The organism is Gemmatimonadales bacterium, assembly GCA_019637315.1.
Lineage (GTDB): Bacteria > Gemmatimonadota > Gemmatimonadetes > Gemmatimonadales > GWC2-71-9 > SHZU01.
On sequence record JAHBVU010000025.1, the window covers coordinates 18,886 to 42,195 of the forward strand.

Annotated in this window: 6 protein-coding genes; 1 reads left to right on the forward strand and 5 read right to left on the reverse strand. The window is 68.4% G+C overall.

Annotation, left to right across the window (positions count from 1 at the left end):
• The first annotated feature begins 14 nt into the window (after nt 1-14).
• Complete coding sequence (locus KF785_16290) at nt 15-1,301, forward strand: amidohydrolase family protein (protein ID MBX3148325.1); 1,287 nt, start codon at nt 15-17, stop codon at nt 1,299-1,301.
• On the opposite strand, the gene KF785_16295 is transcribed toward KF785_16290, so the two are convergent.
• From KF785_16295 to KF785_16315, 5 genes are all read right to left on the reverse strand, one after another.
• The gene (locus tag KF785_16295; GenBank protein ID MBX3148326.1) at nt 1,298-2,176 is read right to left on the reverse strand and encodes a DMT family transporter; all 879 of its coding nucleotides are present in this window, start codon (nt 2,174-2,176) and stop codon (nt 1,298-1,300) included. The genes KF785_16290 and KF785_16295 overlap by 4 nt on opposite strands.
• Nucleotides 2,173-8,676 carry a type I polyketide synthase gene (locus KF785_16300; GenBank protein ID MBX3148327.1) on the reverse strand — a complete coding sequence of 2,168 codons (6,504 nt, stop codon included), beginning with the start codon at nt 8,674-8,676 and terminating at the stop codon, nt 2,173-2,175. Before KF785_16300 ends, KF785_16295 begins: the two co-directional genes overlap by 4 nt.
• Entirely contained in the window at nt 8,673-15,389 is a 6,717-nt protein-coding gene (locus KF785_16305) for an SDR family NAD(P)-dependent oxidoreductase (protein ID MBX3148328.1), read from the reverse strand. Before KF785_16305 ends, KF785_16300 begins: the two co-directional genes overlap by 4 nt.
• A gap of 2 nt (nt 15,390-15,391) precedes the next feature.
• Complete coding sequence (locus KF785_16310) at nt 15,392-23,008, reverse strand: SDR family NAD(P)-dependent oxidoreductase (protein MBX3148329.1); 7,617 nt, start codon at nt 23,006-23,008, stop codon at nt 15,392-15,394.
• Nucleotides 23,005-23,310 (reverse strand): acyl carrier protein (locus KF785_16315; GenBank protein ID MBX3148330.1); only part of this gene is annotated, 306 nt, incomplete at its 5' end. The genes KF785_16310 and KF785_16315, both read right to left, overlap by 4 nt.

Sequence of the window (23,310 nt, forward strand, 5' to 3'; positions counted from 1 at the left end):
CTTCGGAGGAATCCATGCGTCTGTTCGCAGTCGCCCTGTCGGTCGTCGTCGTTACCAGCGCAGCAGGCGGCGGTCAGCCGCTCAGCGCCCAGCAACCTGCTACCCCGATCGTGGTCCGGGCCGCCCGGATGGTCGACGTGGTCAGCGGTCAGCTGCTGCGCAACCCCGTCCTGGTGGTCGAGGGCGACAGGATCACCGCCGTCAACCCGGCCGCGGCACCCCGGGGCGCGCGCACCATCGACCTGGGCGATGTCACGCTGCTGCCTGGCTTGATCGACCTGCACACCCACCTGTCGATGGAAATCGGCGCGAGTTCCTTTACGGCGGCAGCCACGACCACTCCGGCCGCGGAGGCGTTCAACACGGTCCAGTATGCCCTCCGAACCATCCATGCCGGTGTTACAACGGTTCGCGATTTTGGCGGCGACAACACCGTCGCACTCGGACACGCGATCGAGAAAGGGATCATCACGGGCCCCCATGTGATTCCGTCGCGCAACCCGCTCGGCATTACCGGCGGGCACTGCGATCTGACCGGCTTCGCGCCCGGGGTGCTCGAGCAGCGCATCGAGGACGGTGTTGCCGACGGCCCGTGGGATGTGGTCCGGGCGGTTCGCTATCAGATCAAGCACGGCGCCCAGGTCATCAAGACCTGCGCGACCGCCGGCGTGTTGTCGCTCGAAGGACCGGTTGGCGCGCAACAGTATACCTACGAAGAACTCAAGGCCATGGTGGACGAGGCCGCCCGGCACGGGGTGCGGGTAGCGGCCCATGCGCATGGCAACGCCGGTATCAAAGCGGCCGTCCGCGCGGGCGTCACCTCGATCGAGCATGGTTCCGAGCTCGATGATGAGGCCATCGCCCTGATGAAGCAGCACGGCACCTATCTCGTCCCCACGACCTATCTCGTTGGTCGAATCAACCTGGCGGTGCTGCCGGCGCAGGTCCGGCGGAAGGCGGAGGCGATTCTGCCGATCGCGCAGGCCAGCCTTCGGAAGGCGATCGCTTCCGGAGTAAAGATCGGGTTTGGCACGGACGCGGGGGTCTATCCGCACGGGGAGAACGCCAGGGAGCTGGCGCTCTATGTCAAATACGGGCTTTCATCGATCGATGCCCTGCGCAGCGCGACGGTCCACGCGGCCGACGCGCTCGGCAAGACTGATCGGGGCGTAATCGAGGCGGGGCGCCTGGCCGACCTGATTGCGGTGCCGGGTAACCCGCTCGAGGACATTACGGCCACCGAGCGGGTCAGCTGGGTGATGCATGCCGGGAAGGTGATCAAGGGCAGCGGCGCAAGCTAAGCAGCTCGGACGGGAGCCGCTTCCTCGCGGCTGCCGCGCTCCTCCCGCCCGAAGAACGCCGGCAAGACGGCCAAGACGATCAACCCCATCCCGATAAGCCCCAAGCGACTCGGTGCCATGTCGCGGAGCCCCCAGCGGAACAGCACCTCGTACACGACCTGGAGATAGAGCACGGGCGCCAGCGCCGCCCAGCGGTCCGTATCGACCGCCCGGTCGAGCAGGTAGAGGCCGAACAGTCCGATGCTCCCGATCGCGACCAGCGAACCGACGCCGGCGAGACTCGGCGTCCTCCATACGGCCGGCATCAGCAAGCTGAGCGCGAGGAAGACCCAGAGCGCCGTGTGCACCAGTTTGGGCAGGATGGCCTCGTCGCGCATCTGCGCCGTCATGTGAATGTACAGCGCAAAGCACAACGCCATGCCGATCGGGAGCAGCGCGGGAAGGGTCAGTGCGTCCGAGTCGGGACGCAGCACGAGCCAGACGCCCAGAAGCCCCGTTCCCGCCGCGACCAGCGTCCGTACACCGCCGAAGGAGGCGCGGCTGAGCGCAGCGAGCGCGATGATCATGAGCGGCGCGATCCAGAAGACGCCCAGCATGTTGCCGGGGCGCAGCATCCGCACGCCGAAGATGAAGCAGAGGGGCATGCCGAGCATCAGGAGCGAGCGCAGGATCTGCCAGCCGGGCCGAGGGGTGCGTACCAGCGCCGTGACACCGCGGCGCGGTGCGAACAGCAGCAACAGCACGGCCAGATGGACGGCGTACCGGCTCCAGACGATCTGGTAGAGCGAGACGCCGCTTGCCGGCACGACGGTCTCCGCGATCGACCAGAAGAACGAGAACCCAGCCAGCAGCAGCGCCGAGCGGTTCAGCCTCATGGGCTGCTCGCGCCGCCGCGCTCGGCCAGCAACTTGCTCAGCTGAGCGTCGAGGTCTTCTTCCGACAGCGTATCGATGCTCTCGAGTAGTGCCGCGTTCTCCGCACCCGCACCGTCCGCTGTGAGCGCGAGCTGCGCCTCGATGGTGGAGGCGAGTTCATTGGTGCTCGGCCCGAGCAGCAGATCAGCCACCGCAACCGTCACCTGGAAATTGGCTTCGAGTCGGTTGCGGAGTTCCATCGCCATCAGCGAGTCGAGCCCCATGTCCATGATGGAGCGGTCGGGGTCGACCCGATATGACGAACTCAGCGCCAGCACGCGAATCAGCTGGCCCTGAAGGAACTCGACGATCAGCCCACGCCGGTCATCGGGCGCCGCGGCGGCGAGAACGGCCCGCATGTCGACCGCCGGCTCCGCAACGGAACCCGTGGTCGTGACCGTAGCCAGCAGCTCCCGGAAGAACGGACCCGCCGCATCCGTGAGCTTTGACAGCCGAAGCGGCAGCACGGCCACACGAGGCGAGACGGCGCCGGCCATGACCTCGCCCAGGGCGCGGACGCCGTCCTCCGGCGTGATCATCTCGAGGCCGAGCGCGGCCCAGCGGCGGCGGTGCTGTTGGCTGACGCTGGCGGCCATGCCCACCTCGGACCAGCTGCCCCAGTTGATGCTGAGCGCGGGAAGCCCCTTGGCCTGGCGATGGTGGGCCAGCATGTCGAGGAACAGATTGGCGGCGGCGTAGTTGCCCTGCCCCGGTGAGCCCAGCAAAGCGGCCCCCGAGGAGAACATCACGAAGAAGTCGAGCGGGACGCGCTCGGTGAGCTGGTGCAGATGCCAGCTGCCCGCCACCTTGGGCGCCATCACGCGCCGGAAACTCTCGACGTCCTGGTCCGGCAGCATCCGGTCCTCGACGATACCCGCGGCGTGAATGATGCCGCGAAGCGGGGCGTGGTCGCGGCGTGCGGCCTCGAGGATGCGGACCACGTCGTCCCGTTCCGCCACGTCACCCTGAGTTACGGTGACGCGCGCACCGGCTGCCTCGAGCTCCGCCACGGCCGCACGAGCCGCATCGGTCGGGGGCCGGCGAGCCGTGAGAATCAGGTCGCGCGCGCCCTGCGCCACCAGCCACCCGGCCACCGCGAGGCCCAAGCCGCCCACACCACCCGTAACCAGGTAGCTGCCGTCGGGCCGCACGGTGGGGCCATGCCGCTGCGTGATGACGACCTTGCCCATGTGCTTGGCTTGCGCCATGAAGCGGAACGCCTCGACCGATTGCTCCAACGGGAAGAGATGGTTCGGCAGCGGCGTCAGCGCGCCACGCTCGAAATCCGCCAGGAGGTCGAGGAACATCCGCCGGATCAGAGCCGGATCGGCCGCGGCGATTTCACCCAGGTACAGCAGGTAGTATTCGAGCCCGGTATACTGCGCGTCGACGACTGCCTGGTTCCACGCGTCCGTCTTGCCGATTTCGATGAAGCGACCGCCCGGACGCAACAGTTCGAGCGTCTTGGGGATGAATTCGCCGGCCAGCGAGTTGAGCGCGATGTCGACGCCCTCTCCGTTGGTGGCAGCGCGCACGTCATCCACGAAGGAGAGGGAGCGCGAATCGCTCACGTGATGCGCGCCGAGCTGCTTCGCCACTGCCCGCTTGGTCGGGTTGCCGGCGGTTCCGAAGATCTCGGCACCCGCCCGCTTGGCGAGCTGAATGGCAGCCATGCCGACGCCGCCGGTGGCCGCGTGGATCAACACCCGGTCGCCCGCCTTCATCCGACCCAGGTGGTTGAGGGCATAATCGGCCGTGAGGAAGGTGACCGGGATCGTGGCCGCCTCGGCGAACGTCAGATTGGCCGGCTTCCGCACCGTGAGGACGGCCGGCGCGAGCACATAGGTGGCAAAACTCTGATCCACCATGGTGATGACTTCGTCGCCCACGGCCAGATCCTCGACGCCCGCGCCAACGGCGCTAACCACGCCGGCACACTCGTTGCCCAAGGGACCGGGATCGCCGGGGTACATGCCCAGGGCATTCAAGACGTCACGGAAATTGAGGCCGGTGGCATGCACGCGGATCTCCACCTCTCCGGGCCCCGGAGGGGTGCGACGCATCGGCTGGAGCGCGAGATAGTCGAGCTGGCCCCGGGTCGGGATCTCCAGCCGGATCGGTTGCTCGGCAACGGGACTGACGACCTGTGCTGGCACCAGCCGCGCGACGAAACGATGACCACCGCGATAGGCAACCTGGGTTTCGTCATCGGGTCGCAGCAGCGCATCGAGCAGCGCGTCGAGATGGGCCGCCGGGTCGGGGGCGAGATCGAGGCGCACCAGCATCATCGACGGATACTCGGCCGCTACCACCGCGCCCAGCCCCCAGAGCGGCGCCTGGGCGGGGTCAGAGATGGAGCCGTCCACCGGCTGGCCGCCCGCCGTGACGAGCCAGAGCCGCGCCCCGGTTTCGGCCGAGGCGTTGGCCAGATGGAGCGCGCCGAGGGTAGCTCGATCGGGCTGCCGGGCAACCTCGAACGCGTCCGGCGGGCCGTCGAGCGCGGCAAGGTAGACGATCCCATGCAACGGACTGTCGCCGGCCGTGCCGAGGGCAGCCATCAGGCGGTCGACCTGGGCCCGATCCGTCAGATCGAGCTGCCAGGTCTCGCCCTGGTGCGACCATGCGGCGCCGTCGCGGGCGAGATCGACCCGATGACCGTCGGCACGCAGCCGTTCGGCCAGGCGATCTGCTACCCCGCGGCCCTCGCCGACGATGAGCCAGCGCGCCGCGGCGGTTGCTGCGGACGAGCTCGGCACCTGCCGCCAGGCCACCTCGAAGACGCCGTCGCCCGGCGCCCGCTTTCGGAAGAGACGTTCGAGCGTCTGGCGCGACACGCGGCGGAGCGTCAAACTGGCGACCCGTGCCACCATGTGCCCCTCCGCATCAACCAGGACGAGATCGGCAGCCACGCTGTCACCCGACTGTCCGTCGGAGGTCAGGGTCACGTGACACCAGATGTCGCTCGCGCCCGGACGGAACATCTCGACCGCGCCGATACCCACCGGGACGTAGACGTCACGGTCTGAAGCCTCGCCCTCGGCATCGGGCAGCGCCGCGCCGGTCAGCTGGAAGCAAGCATCGAGCAGCGCCGGATGCAGTCCGTAGCGTCCCGGGGCCGCTGCGCCCGGAAGCACGACTCGGCCCACCACCTCGCCGACGCCGCGATGAATCTCGGTGATACCACGAAACACCGGCCCGTACTCCGCACCAACCGCGGCGAGCTTCTCGTAGTAGGTCGGCAAATCGACTGTGTCGCGCGTCCGGCTTCGGATCGCGTCGAGCGGGTACGGTTCACTGGGGGCGTCCGCCGCCGCGGCCACGGTTCCCGAGGCGTGGAGCTTCCACACCGGCGCCTTGGGATCGTCACCTGTCGAGCTGAAGATCTGGAAGGTGTGGGCCTGGCCCGTCGGCGCCAGGATGACCTGGACGGTCACCGTCCCGCTATCCGGCACCTCCATGGCCTCCTGGATGGTGACCTGCTCGAGGGTCACGTCGCCGCCGCGCACTTCCGCTGCGGCGGCGCGTGCCAGCTCGAGATACCCGGTGCCCGGAAACAGCGTCAGACCAGCGATGCGATGGTCCGCCAGAAATGGAAATTCCGCGAGCCCGATGGACGTCTCGAAGATGTCGAGCGGGCTCAGCACCTTGCCGCCGAGCAGGGGGTGGCCGCTTGCAGTGGGCGCGAGCGCCTGCCGGTGTGACGACTCGAGCTCCAGCCAGTACCGCTCGCGCTGGAACGGATAGGTGGGCAGCACCACGCGGCGGCGCGCCGAGGCGTAGTCGCGCTCGAAGCCCGCCCAGTCGACCTTGAGGCCGTTGACGTAGAGCTGACCCAGATTCTCCAGCATCGCGCTCCAGTCGGAGCGGCCCTTGCGGAGCGAGGCAAGCCAGGTTGCCCGGCCTTCAGGCAGGCACCGCCGCGCCATGCCGGTGAGCGTCGGATGGGGCCCGACCTCGAGGAACAGCCGGTAGCCGTCCTGATCCAGCGTCGCAATCGAGTCGGCAAAGCGGACAGCGGCGCGCAGATGTTCGCGCCAGTACCGCGCGGTCAGGATCTCGGGACCCGCCATGCGGCCCGTCACATTGGACACGAGGCCGATCTGCGGGCTGGCAAACCGAACCTTCTGGGCGACGCTCTCGAACTCATCGAGGATCGGGTCCATGAGCGGCGAATGGAAGGCATGCGACACGTTGAGCCGCTGCGTCTCGACGCCAGCCGCCGCAAATTGCTGGACGGCGCGATCGACGAGATCGTTCCGCCCCGAGATGACCACGTTGGTCGGACCGTTCACACCCGCAATCGCAATCGGTCCGCCGATCTCGGCCAGCACCCGCGCCACGTCGGCTTCGGCGGCGAACACTGCGGCCATTCCTCCGTTACGCGGCAACGCACCCATCAGGCGGCCCCGTACCGCGATCAACTGCAGCGCATCCTCGAGGCTGAACACGCCCGCCACACACGCGGCGACGTATTCGCCCACGCTGTGGCCCAGCACCACCGCGGGTTCGGCACCCCAGGAGCGCCACAGCTCGGCCAGCGCATACTCGATCACGAACAGGGCCGGCTGCGTATAAGTGGTCTGATCGACTAGCGGCTCGGCACCCTGGTCGGCAAAGAGCACGCTCAGGAGTGGCCGGTCGAGATGCTGATCCACGATGGCGGCGCAGCGATCGACCGTCCGACGGAAGGTTGGCTGCGTCTCGTAGAGTTCCCGGGCCATGCCGGGATACTGTGCCCCCTGCCCCGTAAACATGAACACGATGTCGGGCGATACGTTGCCGCCCGCCCGACCGCGCGCAACGCCCGCGACGATCTCGCCGGCCGCTGCTGCGCGCAGCCGATCGCGGGCTTCCTCCGCGGAGCTCGCCGTGACGGCCAGGCGCTCGCTGAAGTGCGACCGACCGCTCGCTGCAGTAGCCGCCACGTCCGCAAGAAGCGCCGCATCCGTGCGGTCGAAGTATGCCGCGAAGTCCCGGGCCAGCGTCGTCAACGCATCCGGCGTCTGGGCCGACAGTACGAGCAGCTGGGTCGATCGGTCGACCGGGCACGCCGTCGGTTCGACCGGCGGCGCTTCCTCCAGAATCACGTGCGCGTTCGTGCCGCTGAACCCGAAGGAGCTGATGCCGACCCGGCGGCGCTGATCCGGCGCCACGGTCCAGTCGGTCAGCACCGTCGGCACCGCGATGGGATACTTGTCCCAGGGAATCAGCGGATTCGGCGTGTGGAAATGCAGGTGCGGTGGAAGCTGCTTGTGCTGCAGTGCCACGATTGCCTTGGCGAGCCCAGCCACGCCGGCGGCACCCTCCAGATGGCCGACATTGGTCTTGATCGACCCGACCATGAGCGGTCGATCCGCAGGACGACCCCGTCCATAAACCTCACCGAGCGCCTTGATCTCGATCGGGTCGCCGAGCGAGGTGCCGGTGCCGTGAGCTTCGACGTATCCGACGTCGGTCGGAGTAAGCCGCGCATTGGCGAGCGCCGCCTCGATTACCGCTTCCTGCGCCGGGCCGTACGGCGCGGTCAGGCCGCTGCTCCGTCCGTCCTGGTTGATGGCGGACCCGCGGATCACGGCCATGACTCGATCACCGTCGCGCCGTGCATCCGACAGCCGCTTGAGCACCAGCACGGCACACCCCTCGCCGCGGACATAACCGTCGGCCGCTGCGTCGAAGGTGTGGCATCGACCGGTCGGCGAGGTCATCCGTCCACGGGACGTGAGAATGGAGCCATTCGGCGTCAGGGTCAGATTCACCCCGGCCGCGAGCGCCAGGTCCGCTTCCCGATTCCGCAAGCTGAGCATTGCCAGATGGGTCGCCACCAGCGACGACGAGCATGCCGTGTCGAGCGCCACGTTGGGCCCGTGCAGCCCCAGCACATAGGAAATCCGCCCGGCAGCCATGCTGTCGGCTGTCCCCGATGACGCGTACGCATCGGAGCGGCTCGGACCCTGGGCCTCGAGAATCCGATTCGAATAATCCTGCGTCGACACACCCAGGTAGACGGCCGTCTGGCTGCCCGCCAGGCGCGCCGGCCCGATTCCCGCATGCTCCAGCGATTCCCAGACGACTTCGAGCAGGAGGCGCTGCTGCGGATCCATGCTGACCGCTTCACGCGGTGAAATGCCGAAGAAATGAGCGTCGAACCGATCGACGTTATCGAGGAAGGCGCCCCATCGGCTGTAGGTCTTGCCCAGGGCATCCGGGTCCGGATCGAAATAAGCGTCGACGTCCCAGCGGTCCGCCGGTACCTCGGTCACCGCGTCGACCCCGGAGGCCAGCAGCTGCCAGAGAGACTCCGGATCCTTGACGCCACCCGGCATCCGACAACCCAGCCCGATGACCGCGATCGGCTCCGACTGCGCCTGCTCCAACTCGGCGACCCGGGCCTTGAGTTCGTCGATCGCCACCAGGGAGCGCTTGAGCAGCGCGCGATAGTCCTGCGGCGGCTTGGCCGTCATGTGGTCGTACCCTTTCGACTTGCGATGCCGTCGAGCCGTGCTTCCAGGAGCGAGGCCAGATCGTTTTCGCTCAGCTCATCCAGTGTGCCGTCGTCCTCGGCCGAGGGCGTCGCATGGTGCGTCGCCGACGCCGGCACGGCCGCACTTCCTGACGCGAGTTCCTCGCTGAAGACTTCGGCGGCGAGGTAGTCGACCAGGGCGTCGGCCGTCGGGCAGTCGAACGTGAGCGTCGCGGGCAGCATCCGGCCGACCCCCGCACCCAGCTTGTTGCGCAGCTCGACTGCCATAAGCGAGTCGAGCCCCAGCTCGCGAAGCGGCCGGCTCAGATCGAACCGCTCCCGCCGTTCCGCACCCAGCACCTTGACGGCCTGATCGCGTACGAAGTCGCGCAGCACCACCAGGCGACGGTTCGGCACCGTCCCGGCGATTCGCTGTCTGAGTCCCCCCTCAACCGACCGGGCCGCCACCGGTGCCGCCGGGCGCGCGGCCCGCCGCCGCGCCACTTCATCGGCCAGCTCGGCTACGAGCGGCGGCGCGGCCCCATCCGGGTAGGTCGCGAGGAATCGCTCCCAGTCGGCCGGTAGTACCGCTACCTGCGAAGCTGCGAAGGTTCCGTCCGGCCGAACCCGCATTGCCCATTCGAGCGCGGTCAGACCGTCCGCCGGACTGATGGATCCCATGAAATCTCGCGCCGAGATCTGACGATCTGCCGCGGCGCCGATCTCGGCCCAGGGTCCCCAATTGATGCTGACCGTGGCGCGTCCCTCCGCCTGCCGACGGAAGGCCAGCATGTCCTCGAAGGTGTTTGCCGCGGCGTGGTTGGCCTGCCCGACGGACCCGGCCACCGACGCACCGGACGAAAACAGCACCAGGAAGTCCAGGTCGCCCGCCAGCTGATGCAGGTGCCAGGTGCCCTGGACCTTCGGACCAAGAACCGTTTCGAAGCGCGGCCACGTCTGCTGAGTCAGCACGCCATCGTCGAGCACGCCCGCTGCGTGAATCACGCCACGGAGCCGAGGCATGCCGCGGCCGATCTCACCCAGCACCCGTGCGACATCCTCTCGTCGACCGACGTCGCCCTGAAAGGCCCGAACCTGCGCGCCGCGCGCCTCCATGCGGGCCGTTGCCTCCTCCGCATCGATGCTCGGTTGCCGACGCCCCATGAGCGCGAGATGCCGCGCTCCCCGGTCGACCAGCCACTCGGCAACCCGGAGGCCCAGGCCGCGCAGGCCCCCCGTGACCAGATAGGTGGCCTCGGGGTCGAGTGTGGTCCGAACCAGATCCGTCGTGGTATCCTGCATCCGCACCAGGCGGCGGACGTGAGTGTCGTTGCCGCGCAGGGCGACCTGATCCTCCGCCGCGGGCCGATCGAGCGCCGTCAGCAGCGCCTCGACCGACTCAGCGGCCGAACGCGCGGGATCCAGATCCAGGCGAACGCAGCCGAGTTCCGGGTGCTCGAGGGCGACGACATGTCCCAGTCCCCAGAGAGTCGCCTGCGCAGGATCCGTGGACTCGCCTTCCTCGGTGGCTTGTGCACCCTGCGTGACCAGGTAGAGCTTGGTCGCAGCCCCGGCAGCGGTCGCGGTCTGGATTACCTCAAGGGCGCCGCCCAGGACGGTTGCCTGCCCGCGGGCAAGGTCGTCGGCGGATGTCGCATCCGTCAGGGCGAGATCGAGCGCCGGCAAATAGAGGATGCCGCGCACCGGTCGCGCGCCGTTGTCGCCTCCGATCAGCGCGTTCCGCAGAGCGTCAGGTGACTCCGCCGGAACCGTCACCGCCCGAGCGCCGCGGCGCTCGAGGGCGTCGACCACCAGCTCCGCAACACCGCCACGATCCGGCACTACGATCCAGTCGCTGGAGGCGGCGGGGCTGCTCACGGCGGGACGCTGGGCGACGAAAATGGCCTGCTGCGACAGGACCGGACCCGCATCGGCTCCCGGCACCGCCGTGGCACCGGTATAACCGGTCTTGGCCAGGAGATCGAGCCATGCCTGATGCGGCATTAGGGCATAGGATCGTCGCTCGGTGTCGCTGAAGGCCCACCAGCCGTCGGTCATGCCGACCGTCAGGTCGCCGAAGCGCTGCGGGGCAGTGCCCTCGAGCAGGGCCACGAGACCGCCGGGCGCAAGCAAGTCGTGAACATGGCCCATCGTCACTGCCAGGTCGGCAGTCGCGTGGATCACGTTGGTTCCCAGAATCAGATCATACCGGGCCGTCTCGAATCCCTGCTCAGCCGGAGCCCGGCTGATGTCGAGCGTCCGGTACTCGACTCGCGCGTACTCGGCAAACTTCTCACGAGCCTTGTTGAGAAAGAGCGGCGAGACGTCGGTGAAGGTGTACTCGACCTGGGTCCGCTTCGCGAGCACCGGGAGCACATACGAGGTCGTTCCGCCCGTTCCGGCCCCGATCTCCAGCACACGGAGCGGGCGGGTGGAGGTGCCGCCGGGAATCCGCTCGACCAGCGCCGCCAGCACGCTGTTGTAGGTCCGTGAGGCCGGGGAGTTCTGGTAGAGCTTTTCGGTATCGGCCAGCGAGCCGCCCGGAAAGAGCAACTGCAGCGGATCCGTCTCGCCTCGCAGCACGCCGGCTAGATCCTGCGCACAGCGGCGCGTCAGACCGAGTTCGGCATCGAAGGTCGGGAAGCGACCGGCCACGGCTTGCCATTCGCGCTCCGCATCCACGACTGGCGGCACGTGTTTCACGCGCCAGCCCGAGGCCGCGGGTTCGAGGATGCCGTCCTCGGTCAGAATCGCGAGCAACCGGGTAAACAGCGACCGCTGAGCCGGCACGATCCGAAGCTGCTCTGCAAGCTTCGCATCCGTCCAAGGTGTGGTCGGATCGAAATCCCAGCCGAGCCGCTGCAACGCCTGCACGATGTATGCGGTGACCAGCGTATCGAGGACGGGCTGGAAATCGGCAAACCGGTCGAAGCCGTGTTCGTGACTGAGTTGCGCAACGAGCGGCTCGACGGCCTGGGCCAGCACGGAAGGGGCCACCGGAGCACCGGAATGGTCGTCGCGCCGCCAGACGACCTGATAGAGCAGCTGCTTCACGTGGCCCGGTAGGCCGCTCCGCACCGCGGCATCGACCCCGGCCCGTTTGAGCTGCAATCCTTCCAGCAAGGCGAGCGTGGTTCCGTCGTCGCCGATCAGCCGCACGTCGACCGTGAAGGTCTCCCGCGTGGCGAGGTCGGTGAGATGCTCCTGCCGCACGCGCACGTGACAGTAGAACGAATCCCCAACGGCTCCACAGAGCTCGATACGGTCTGTGCCCAGCAGGAAGAACGGATCCGTGACGGTACTGGTTGCGCTCGGGACGGCTGCGCCGATCAGGTGAAGGCAGCTGTCGAGCAAGGCAGGGTGCAGAGTATACGAGGCGACGTCGGTCAGCCCCGCAGGCGCGGCGATGCGGCCAATCACTTCGCCGTCGCGGCGGTGGACCTCGACCGCCCCACGAAAACGTGGACCAAACTCGAGCCCCAAGCTGCTCAACCAACCGTAATAGGCCTCGACATCGACCGGCTCCGCCACACGCGCGCGTACAACCGCCCACTCGGCTGCTTCCGCCGGCGGCCAATCGGCCGTGCTCAGCGCGCCGTTTGCTACCGGAAACCAAGTCGCGGTCGACCGATCTCGGCCGTAGACCGTGAACGCCGCGCGTCCCTCCGCGGGAGGATCGAGAACGAACTGTACCGTGGTGCCCTCCTCGTCGACCTCCAATGGGCGATGCACGACGAAGTCGCTGATGCGCACGGCGTCTGCCTCCAGCACGCGCCGTCCCACCGCGAGCGCCATCTCGATGTAGCCGGGCGAAGGAAACAGCCGCACGCCCGCGATCCGATGATCGTCCAGATAGGGCAGATCCTGCGTGCCGAGGGTCGTTTCGAAGATCCGCTGCGGCGTGGCCGCCTGCACCACCTCGGCACCAAGGAGCGGATGGAGCGGCATGCCCCCCGTCGGGCGTTGACGCGGCAGGTCGATCCAGTACCGCTCCCGCTGGAACTGATAGGTCGGCAGCGTCACCCTGCGCCTCGGCCGGTCTCGATCCAGCGCGGACCACGACACCGGCACGCCGGCCCGATACATCGCGGCCAGGCTTCCGAGCATCGACTCCCAGTCGCTGCGGTTCCTGCGCAACGACGGCAGCCAGAGCCCGCCACTTGCCGGATCGCAGAGCTGGCCCATGCCGATCAGCGTCGGGCCCGGGCCAACTTCCAGGAAGATTTCCGCCCCGGCGCGGTGCAGCGTGGCGATGGCCGAGCCAAAGCGGACGGCGCCGCGGGCGTGATCGCGCCAGTACCGCGCCGTCGCGACCTCGGGCCCGGCCACCTCCCCAGTCAGATTCGACACGAGGTCGATCGAGGGTCGGCGGTACGTGATGGTCCGCGCTTCCGCTTCGAACGCATCCAGCATCCGGTCGAGCAGCGGTGAGTGGAATGCGTGCGATACGTTGAGCCGCGTCGCCGTGACACCAGTCTCCTCGCAGCGACGGGCCAGCACATCGATTGTGGTGGCCAGGCCAGAGATCACCACGTTGGCCGGACCGTTGACCGCTGCGATCGACACGTCGACATCGTGTAGCGCGATCAGGTCCTGGACCCACGCTTCGTCGGCCTGGATCGCCAGCATGGCGCCGTTTCGTGGTAGCGCTCCCATGAGCCGTCCACGCGCCGCCACCAGCCGAAGCGCATCCTCCACGCTGAACACGCCAGCCACGCAGGCTGCGACGATCTCGCCGATGCTGTGACCCATCACGATCGACGGCCGGGCACCCCAGGATTGCCACAGTTCGGCCAGCGCCAGTTCGAGCGCAAACAACGCGGGCTGCGTGTAGGCAGTCTCATCGATCGGAGACACTGTCCCCTCCGCCGGATCCAACACGGACAGGAGCGGCATCGGCAGCAGCGAATCCAGCACGGCGGCACATCGATCGATCACGGCACGGAACACGGGCTCGCCATGATACAGGGCGCGCCCCATGCCTGGATACTGCGACCCCTGCCCCGTGAACAGGAAGGCGACCCGCGGTGCACGGGTCGACGTGACGGCGCCGATGTCCACGCCGACCGCCGTACCGCCGGTGAGCTGTGCCTCAAGCGCGTCAGCTGCGGTGGCGCTGTCTGCCGCAAGCAGCGTCAGACGCCGGTCGAAGTGTGATCGTCCGGTGTTGGCCGTATGCGCAACGTCTGCCAGGCTGGCGTCGCCCTCCCGCAGACGATCACGGTAGCGACCCGCCAGTTGCAAAAGTGCAGCATCGTCCTGCGCGGACAGCGCCAGGAGGTGGACTGGCCGCTCGGGTGTCGTCGGGCTGTTCAGCTCCTGGGCCGGCGCCTCCTCGAGGATCAGGTGCGCATTGGTCCCGCTGAACCCGAACGAACTCACACCCGCGACCCGCGACCGCTCGGGCCTCTGCTGCCAGGTCCGCGAGCGGTTGACGACCTCGACGGGCAGCTCACCCCACGGAATGTAGGGATTGAGTTCCTGCAGATGCAGCTGCGCCGGCAGTTCCCCGTAGTGCAGCGCCAGCGCCGCCTTGATCAGTCCCGCCACGCCGGCGGCGGCCTCCAGATGGCCGATGTTGGTCTTGACCGAGCCCAGCAGCAGGGGATCGGCCTTGGTCCGATACGGACCGACCACCGCACCGAGTGCCTGGACCTCGATCGGATCGCCGAGCGAGGTACCCGTCCCGTGGGCCTCGACATAGTCGAGCCGGTCCGGGGTCAGGTCGGCATCTTCGAGCGCGGCGCGGATCACCCCTTCCTGCGAAGGACCATTCGGCGCCGTGAGCCCGTTGCTGCGGCCGTCCTGGTTGATGGCCGAGCCGCGGATGACCGCGATGATCCGATCGCGGCTCGCGACGGCGTCGGCCAGGCGTTTGAGGACGACGATACCGCACCCCTCACCACGCACGAAGCCGTCGGCTCGCGCATCGAAAGCCTTGCAGCGGCCGTCCGGTGCCATCATCCGTGACTTGGACAGCGCGATGGAGATATCCGGGCCAAGGATGAGATTGACGCCGCCCGCCAGCGCGAGGTCCGACTCGCCCCGCCTGAGCGACTGGACCGCCTGGTGAATCGCAACCAGCGACGACGAGCACGCTGTGTCGACCGACAGGCTCGGCCCCGAAAGGCCGAGCACGTAGGACAACCGGCCCGAGGCAATGCTGTGCGCGGTCCCTGACGCCGTGTAGGCATCGAAGCGATCCAGACCGCACGCGCGAATCAGGTGGAAGTAGTCATTCGCTGACATCCCCACGAAGACCCCGGCCCGGCTGCCCTCCAGACCGCCCGGCGCGATCCCGGCATGCTCCAGTGCTTCCCACGCCACTTCGAGCAGCAGCCGCTGCTGCGGATCCATCGTCTCCGCTTCCCGCGGAGCAATCCCGAAGAACTGGGGATCGAATCGGTCGACCCCGGGTACGAACCCGCCGAAGCGCGTCGACATCTTGCCGGGCGCCATGGGGTCGGGGTCGTAGTAGGCGTCAATGTCCCACCGATCCCGTGGAACCTCGCTGATGGCATCGCGCCCCTCGCGCAGCAAACCCCAGAACGAGGCGGGGTCGCCGGCACCCGGGAACCGGCAGCCGATCCCCACGATCGCCACCGGCTCATGCGATGCCTGCTCGAGTTCCTGGACCCGCGCATTCAGCTCCGCCGCGAGCAGGGCGAGCCGCTTGGGCGAGAAACTGCTGATCCGGTCCAAAAACTCACGCATCGTCACGACCCCTGCATCTTGCGGGCAAACAGCGCCTCCACCTCGGCATCGGAAAGATCCTCGATCGCACCCACGGCATCGGTGCCTTCCTGGGCAGGCTCGGCGGGCGCGGTAGTTCCCGTCGCCCCAACAGCCTCCGCGAGGACCCCGGTCTCCAGGAATGCCGCCAGCGCATCCAGCGTCGGATGGTCGAAGACCAGCGTCGCCGGCAGACTCCGAGTCAGGCCAAGTGCGGTACCCAGCCGGTTCCTGAGCTCGACCGCCATCAGCGAATCGAGCCCCAGTTCGTTGAGAGGCTGCCGCTGATCGATGGCCCGACCATCCTGCACCCCCAATACGCGCGCCACCTGGTCGCCCACGAAGTCGACCAGGAGTTCACGCCGCCGGCCCGGGACGGCCTCGGCCCATCGCTGGATGAATCCGGTCCCCGCGGTTCCCTGGTCGGCCGGGCGAATGGATGATTTTGCGACCGACACGGTACGATGCAGGTCTTGGACCACCTCGGAGACCCAGCCAGGCCGCTGCCCGGCCTCGAACCGCCGAGCAAACAGATTCCAATCGATCGGCAGCACGCCGAGGTGCGGGGGCGCCCCCTCCATGGCAGCTTCGAGCAGGGCGAGACCATCGGCCGGGGGAATCACCCCAACCCCCTGGGCTTCGATCCGGCGGTCAACCCCGTGTTCCACCGCCGCGCCGACTTCCGACCACGCCCCCCAGCTGATGCTGAGCGCCGGCAGACCGCAGGCCCGACGGTAGTAAGCGAGCCCGTCCATGAAGGCGTTGGCCGCCGCGTGGTTGCCCTGACCGGCCGAGCCCAGCAGGGACGCCACCGACGAATACAGCACGAAGAAATCGAGCGGCCGATGGCAGGTCCCCCGGTGCAATGCCCAGGCGCCGGCCACCTTCGGACCAAGCGGGATCCGGAATCGGTCCCAACTCTGCTGCAGCAAGGCGCCGTCCTCGAGGACCCCGGCCGAGTGCACGATCCCGCGCAGCGGCGGCAGCGTCGTATCGATCTCGGCGAGCAGCTCGGCAATCGCTTCGGGTCGAGACACGTCAACCCGCCGTACCGCGACTTGCGCACCCGCCTGCTCCATTCCGGCGATGGTCTGTTGCGCAGCCTCCGATGGCCCGCGCCGGCCCACCAGCACGAGGTGACGCGCACCCCGCTCGACCAGTCGCTCCGCCGTCAGGAGCCCGAGCCCCGTGAGGCCGCCCGTCACGAGGTAGCTGGCATGACACGAGAGCGACCCGAGCCCCGCTCGATCCGGCGCCGTCACCGTCAGCACCACCTTGCCGACATGCCTGGCTTGCGCCATGTATCGGAAGCCTTCGGCAGCGCGTTCCAGGGGGAAGGTCCATCGCGGCAACGGGGTGATCTCGCCGCGCGCCAGCGTAGCCATGATGTCGGCAAATGCCGCGGAGGATCCGACTGGATCGTCCAGGTGCCGCCGGGCGAGGTCGATCGCATGGTAGCGGCCATCCGGCCGGACGCGGCGGAAATCGTCGTCGGTCCAGATCTCCCGCTTGCCGATTTCGAGGAACCGGCCGCGTGGCGACAACACACTCGCCGTGGCCGGGATGAACTCGCCGGCAAGCGAGTTGAGTGCCACGTCGACGCCCCGTCCATGCGTGACCGCACGGATCTCCTCGGCGAACCGAAGGCTGCGCGAGTCGAAGACGTGCGCGATGCCAAGAGAACGGAGATAGCTGCGCTTTTCCTCGCTGCCGGCCGTTGCGAAGATCTCGGCACCGATCCGCTGCGCAATCTGGATTGCCGCCATCCCGACGCCGCCGGCGCCCGCGTGGATCAGTACCCGCTCCCCGCGCTGGAGCCCGGCCAAGGTGACCAGCGCGTAATGTGCGGTCATGAATGCAAAGGGCACCGTAGCTGCCGCCTCGTGCCCGATCGTTGGCGGCAGCAGCACGACGAACCGTGCGTCTACCGTGACGTAGGTCCCGAAGCACCCCTGGCCCGTCGCGACGACATCATCGCCGGGAGCCAGGTGCTCAACGCCCGGTCCCACCGCCACGACGCGGCCCGCGCATTCGCCGCCCAGCGGCTCCGGATCGGCCCGCATGGCGACCGCGTTCATCACGTCGCGGAAGTTGAGCCCCGCGGCGTAGACCCGAATCTCCACCTCGCCCGGGCCGGGCACTCGGCGGGCCGTCGGTACGAGTCGGATCTCATCGAGGATACCGGTCGCCGACGGTGCGAGGCGGACCGGATCCGGCGCTGTGCTGCGCACCGAGACCGGGACGATTCGTGCCCAATGCCGGCGCCCGCCCCGCACCGCGATCTGATCCTCCGTTTCAGGCGCGCCGAGCGCTCGGAACAGGTCGCGCGCCTGATCGACCATGCTCGCGCGCGGATCGAGGTCGACGCGTGTAGCCCCAAGCTCGGGATGCTCCAGCGCCACGACGCGTCCCAAACCCCAGACCGGTGCTTGTGCCACCGCAACGGGCTCCGCGCCCTCCACCGGTACGGCGCCCCGCGTCACGAGCCAGAGGCGCGGCACGGCCCCGTGCTCGAAGGAATGGGTACCAAGGGACTGCACGACGGCTACGATACTGCCCAGGGTTGCCTGCTGCGCCTCAAGCACCGACTCCGTCGCGTCGATCGCGGAATCGTCGTGCGCCAGCGCGCCCAGGTGGATCACGCCGCGCAAGGTCGCGGACCGCGCCGCGACGAGCCGGCCGAACCCATCGTGGTCGCCTTCCCGAACCTCGACCGTGCGGTGCCCGGCTGCAGTCAGATGCCGGGCCAGTCCAGCAGTGACATCACCTCCGTCGCCGACGAGGAGCCAGTCTCCTGGGTCGCCCAGGATGGGCAGCGCATCGACCGGCTTCCGTCCGATGACGAGCGCTTCACGGGAGAGCGGCGATTCGGGCGGCGCGATGACCGCTTCATAGCCCAGGTCCTCGAAGAGCCGCTGCCAGGCAGCCCGATCGAGCAGCGGATAGTCGGGCCGAATCGCCCGATCGGTGAAACGCCACCAGCCTTCGGTCAGGCCGAAGGTGACATCGATCCACCGTTCCGGCGCCGCCACCTCGAGCATCAGGAGCGTGCCGCCCGGTGCCAGCGCACGATGGATCCGGCCCAGTGTGGCCCGGAGGTCGGCGGTGGCGTGGATCACATTGACGGCGATGATCAGATCGAAGCCTTCGGCGCCGACGCCCTGGGCGGCGAGCTCACGCTCGAGATCCAGCGTCTGACACTGCACGAATCGATGCGCAGCGAACTTCTCCCGCGCTCGGGCTACGAGTGTGGGGCTCAGGTCGGTAAACAGGTACTCGGTCCGGTCCGCCGGCAGCTCCGGCACCACCCACGACGTCGTAGCGCCCGTGCCGCCCCCAACTTCGAGCACGCGCAGCCGACGATCCAGCGGCAACCCGGAAACGAGCTCCGCCACGGACGCGCGCACCAGCCCGTTGTAGACCAACGCCTCCGGCGCATGCTGATAGAGCGACTCCGCCAGCTCCGCGGAGCCGCCGGGAAAGAGGTATTGGAGCGGATCGGCCCTGCCCCGCAATACCTCGGCGAGCACGCTGCCACAGGACGCGGTCAGCGTAATCTGCGCCGCCGACGCCGGCCGACGCGCCAGGAGCGACTGGGTCGATGCCGCAGCGTCTACCACCGGCGGCAGCGCCCTCACGGCCCAGCGATCGCCGTTGCGCCCAAGGATTCCGTCTTCGGCAAGGATCACGAGATACCGGATCAGGAGACCCCGATACCTCGGCACGATCCCGAGCCGATCGAGCAATCCATCAGTGGTGACCTCCTCCCCGACTGCGAAGGTCCAGCCGAGTTCCGCGAAGGATCGGAGGATGAAGGCAGTCGCGAGCGCTTCGACCTCGAGGTAGGTCTCGTGATAGGTCGGCAGGCCGTGTTGCTCGGCAAGTATCGGCAGCTCGGTTGCGGTGCGTCGCTCCAGCGCGGCTGGTGCCGGAAATCCCTCAGCGGCCGAGGCCGGCTCAGCCCGCCAGGCAAGCTCGTAGGTCCAGCCATCGCGTCCGCTCACGACGGAGGGCGCGGGCCGCAGGGTGACTCCCCCAAGCTCCGCGACCACCCCGTCCGCATCCGCGATGACGATGTCCGCGGTAAGCGAACCGCTCGCCGCCTGGGGCAGGAGCACCGTGGCCACGCTGGTGACTCGATTGCCCGGCGTCCGATGGATCGCCACCCGATCGACGGCCAGCGGCAGGTACGCACCGCGCGCGGCGATGCTCTCGGGGATTGCGGCGGCCAGCCCCTGAAGGCAGGCATCCAGCAACGCCGGATGAATCCGGTAACCCGCGGCGCTGCCGGCCGCCTCCGGCAGCACAATGTCCGCGACGGCCTCGCCATCGCAACGCCAAACCGCTTCCACACCGCGTAAGCTCGGCCCGAAATCGAGGCCGCGCGCCGCCAACGCCCCGTAATGGTCGACGGCGGTCAGTGGTTCGAGGCAACGCGCGCGCACGGCCGCCAGATCTGTCGCGCCGGACGATTCCGGACGCGCCGAGGCGAGCCGCGCCGTTGCATGGAGCCGCCAGGCGGTGCCGTCTCCTGATTCGGCGGTGCTGGAAACCTCGACCTCCGCACCGCCACCCTCCGAATGCCGGAGCACCGTCTGCACCAGGCGCCGCTCGTCGGGCGCAAAAGCGAGCGGCTCGCGGATCACGAGGTCTTCGATTGCCCGCATCTCGCCGAAGACGGCAGCCGATCCAGCTGCCAGCATCTCGATAAACCCCGTGGCGGGCAGGATCGGACGCCCGTCGACCCGATGGTCTGCCAGGAAGGGGACCCCGCCCGCGGCAATCGTCGACTCGAACTGGACCACATCGCGCAGCGCCGACCGGATCCGGGCTCCCAGCAGCGGATGCTCCGCCGAACCGGCCCGCCGGCCGGCGGGTGCGGGCCGAGTCCAATACGATGACCGCTGGAAGGGATAGGTCGGCAAGCTGACACGACGGCGCGGAGCGCCGGCATCGAGACCGTACAAGTCGGTTTCGACCCCGTGCGTCCAGAGCTCACCAAGCGTTGCGAGCAGCGTCGTCCAATCGTCTTTCCCGCGGCGCAATGTGGGCAGCCAGACGCGCCCATCCCCTGGCGCCGAGTCCCGAGCCATGCTGATCAGCGTCGGATGCGGCCCGACCTCGATGAACACCTCGTGGCCCTGCGCGGCAAGCGACGCCATCGCGGCCGAGAAGCGGACCGGCTCGCGGAGATGGCGCCGCCAGTAGCGCGCCGTCGTCACCTCAGCCGGGTCGGCCGGCCCACCCGAAAGATTGGAGAGCAGTCGCCCGCTCGGCGCAGTGTACTGCACCGTCGCCGCGATCGCCTCGAATTCGTCGAGGATCGGATCCATCAGCGCCGAATGAAAGGCATGTGATACGACGAGAGGACGGGTCGTGATGCCCCGTGCGCCGAGCGCAGTGCAGACGGCGTCGACCTCCACACCGGCCCCCGAGATCACGGTGTTGGCGGGGCCGTTGTAGGCCGCGATCGCGAGTCGCGTCCCGGCAATCGCCTCCTCCACCACCGCCCGGTCGGCCAGAACAGCGGCCATGGCACCTCCCGCCGGAAGGCCCCCCATCAGCCGGCCACGGGCCGCGATCAGCCGGAGCCCGTCCTCCAGGCCGAAGACGCCAGCTCGGCAGGCGGCAGCATACTCGCCCACGCTGTGTCCCAAGACCGTCGTCGCGTGGATCCCGAGACTCGCCAGCAACTCGGCCAGCGCATACTCGATCGCAAACAGACCGGGCTGCGTATAGGTCGTATCATGGATTCGCGCCTCGGCCGCCGCGTCGTCGGGAAACAACACGGAGAGCAGCGGATGCGGGAGAATCGGCCGGAGCAGTTCGTCGCAACGGTCGATCGCGGCGCGGAAGACCGGTTGCGTCCGGTAGAGCGACCGACCCATCGCCGGATACTGGGCACCTTGCCCCGAGAACAGGAATGCGATCCTGGGCTGGTCGTGGAAGGTCGCGCGCCGCACCATCGCACCGGCAGCCTCCCGGCCTTGCGCGACTTCATGCAGTGCCGCTCGCGCCTCCGCCGTCGACTCGGCAACGAGCGCGCACCGATACGGCAGCGCGGCGCGGCCCGTGTTTGCCGTGAAGGCGATATCGGCGAGGGGTGTGGCATCATCCAGCCCATCGGCGAAGCGTCTTGCCAGCTCATGCAATGGCGATTCGCCAGCTGCAGAGAGCGTGAGCAGGTGCCGCGGCCGATCCGGCTCGGCGGCCGACCCCGCCGGCAGGTCCGGTGGCGGGCCGACCACGAGGTGCGCATTGGTACCGCTGAAACCGAACGAGCTGACGCCCGCCAGGAGCCCCGTCTCGAGCGGCCACGGCGTCAGTGTCGTCGGCACCCGTACCGGTAGCTGGGCCCATGGAATGAACGGGCTCGGCGTCACGAAATGCAGGTGTGGCGGGATGGCGCGATGCTGAATGCACAGAACCGCCTTGATCAGGCCTGCGACCCCCGCCGATGCCTCCATGTGGCCAACGTTCGTCTTGAGCGACCCGATCCAGAGCGGACGATCGGCGGGGCGACCCTCGCCCAGCGCCGTGCCCAACGCCTGGACCTCGATCGGATCGCCCAGCGAGGTGCCAGTGCCGTGCGTTTCGACATAACTGACCTCGGCGGGCCGGACGCCGCCGTTGGCCAGCGCATCCCGGATCACCATCACCTGCGCTGGACCGTTCGGCGCCGTGAGGCCGCTGCTCGGACCATCCTGATTGACGGCGGAGCCGCGGATCACCGCCAGTACGGTGTCGCCCGCGGCCACCGCGTCCGCGAGGCGCTTGAGCACCACGACGCCGACGCCCTCGCCTCGCACGAACCCATCGGCCGCCGCATCGAATGCTTTGCAACGGCCGTCGGGCGCCAACATCCGATACTTCGCCAGGGCAATCATCGTCTCCGGCGCCAGGATCGCATTGGTGCCCCCGGCCAGCGCCATCGAACACTCGCCGGACCGCAAGCTCTGTACGGCCAGATGCACGGCTACCAGCGACGAGGAGCAGGCCGTGTCGATGGACACGCTCGGCCCCTGCAGGCCGAGCACATACGAGATCCGCCCCGACGCGACGCTGTGTCCGACCCCCGAGCCGTAGTAGGTATCGCTGCCGATGGCCCCGTTCTCGAGTTGCAGCTGCGCATAGTCGGTGCCGGCGATGCCGACGAACACGCCGGTCCGGGTGCCCGAGAGCCGGTCAGGAGCCTGCCCGGCATGCTCCAGTGCCTCCCAGACGACTTCGAGCAGGAGCCGTTGCTGTGGATCCATACTCGCCGCCTCACGGGGCGAGATGCCAAAGAACGCCGGGTCGAACCGGTCGATGTCCCGCAGAAAGGCGCCGTACCGTGTGTTCATCTTGCCCGGCGCCTCGACATCCGGGTCATAGTACGCATCGACGTCCCAGCGATCAGGCGGGATTTCCGTGACTGCGTTGTCCCCGCGCGCGAGCAGGTTCCAGAACACGGCCGGACTGTCGACTCCACCGGGGAATCGGCACCCCATGCCGACGATCGCGATGGGCTGCCGGTTGGCGCGCTCGGCCTGCTCCGCGCGTGCCGTCAGCTTCTCGATCGCCAGCAGGGCCTGCTTGGCAGAGGAGAGGGGGGAGGTCATGACAGCTCGCTCAGACGGCTGCGCAACAGGGCGTCGGCATCTTCTTCCGTCATTTCGGCCAGCGTCGCTTCAGAAATCGATGACCGGGACGGCGCGGCAGGTGTCGCGGGCGCATCGCCCGCCTGCGACGTCGATGGATCCAGATGCTCGAGCAGATGCCGGGCGATCGCCTCGATGGTCGGATAATCGAACATCAGGGTGGCCGAGAGGACCTCACCCAGGCCAAGACCCGTGGCCAGTCGGTTCCGGAGCTGCACGGCCATCAACGAGTCGAGGCCGAGATCCATGAGCCGGTGACGCCG

Bases quoted from the DNA above. Each gene is read 5' to 3' on its own strand.
- KF785_16295 (MBX3148326.1), bottom strand. From the start codon at position 2,176: ATGAGGCTGAACCGCTCGGCGCTGCTGCTGGCTGGGTTCTCGTTCTTC.
- KF785_16310 (MBX3148329.1), bottom strand. From the start codon at position 23,008: ATGACCTCCCCCCTCTCCTCTGCCAAGCAGGCCCTGCTGGCGATCGAG.
- KF785_16300 (MBX3148327.1), bottom strand. From the start codon at position 8,676: ATGACGGCCAAGCCGCCGCAGGACTATCGCGCGCTGCTCAAGCGCTCC.
- KF785_16305 (MBX3148328.1), bottom strand. From the start codon at position 15,389: ATGCGTGAGTTTTTGGACCGGATCAGCAGTTTCTCGCCCAAGCGGCTC.
- KF785_16290 (MBX3148325.1), top strand. From the start codon at position 15: ATGCGTCTGTTCGCAGTCGCCCTGTCGGTCGTCGTCGTTACCAGCGCA.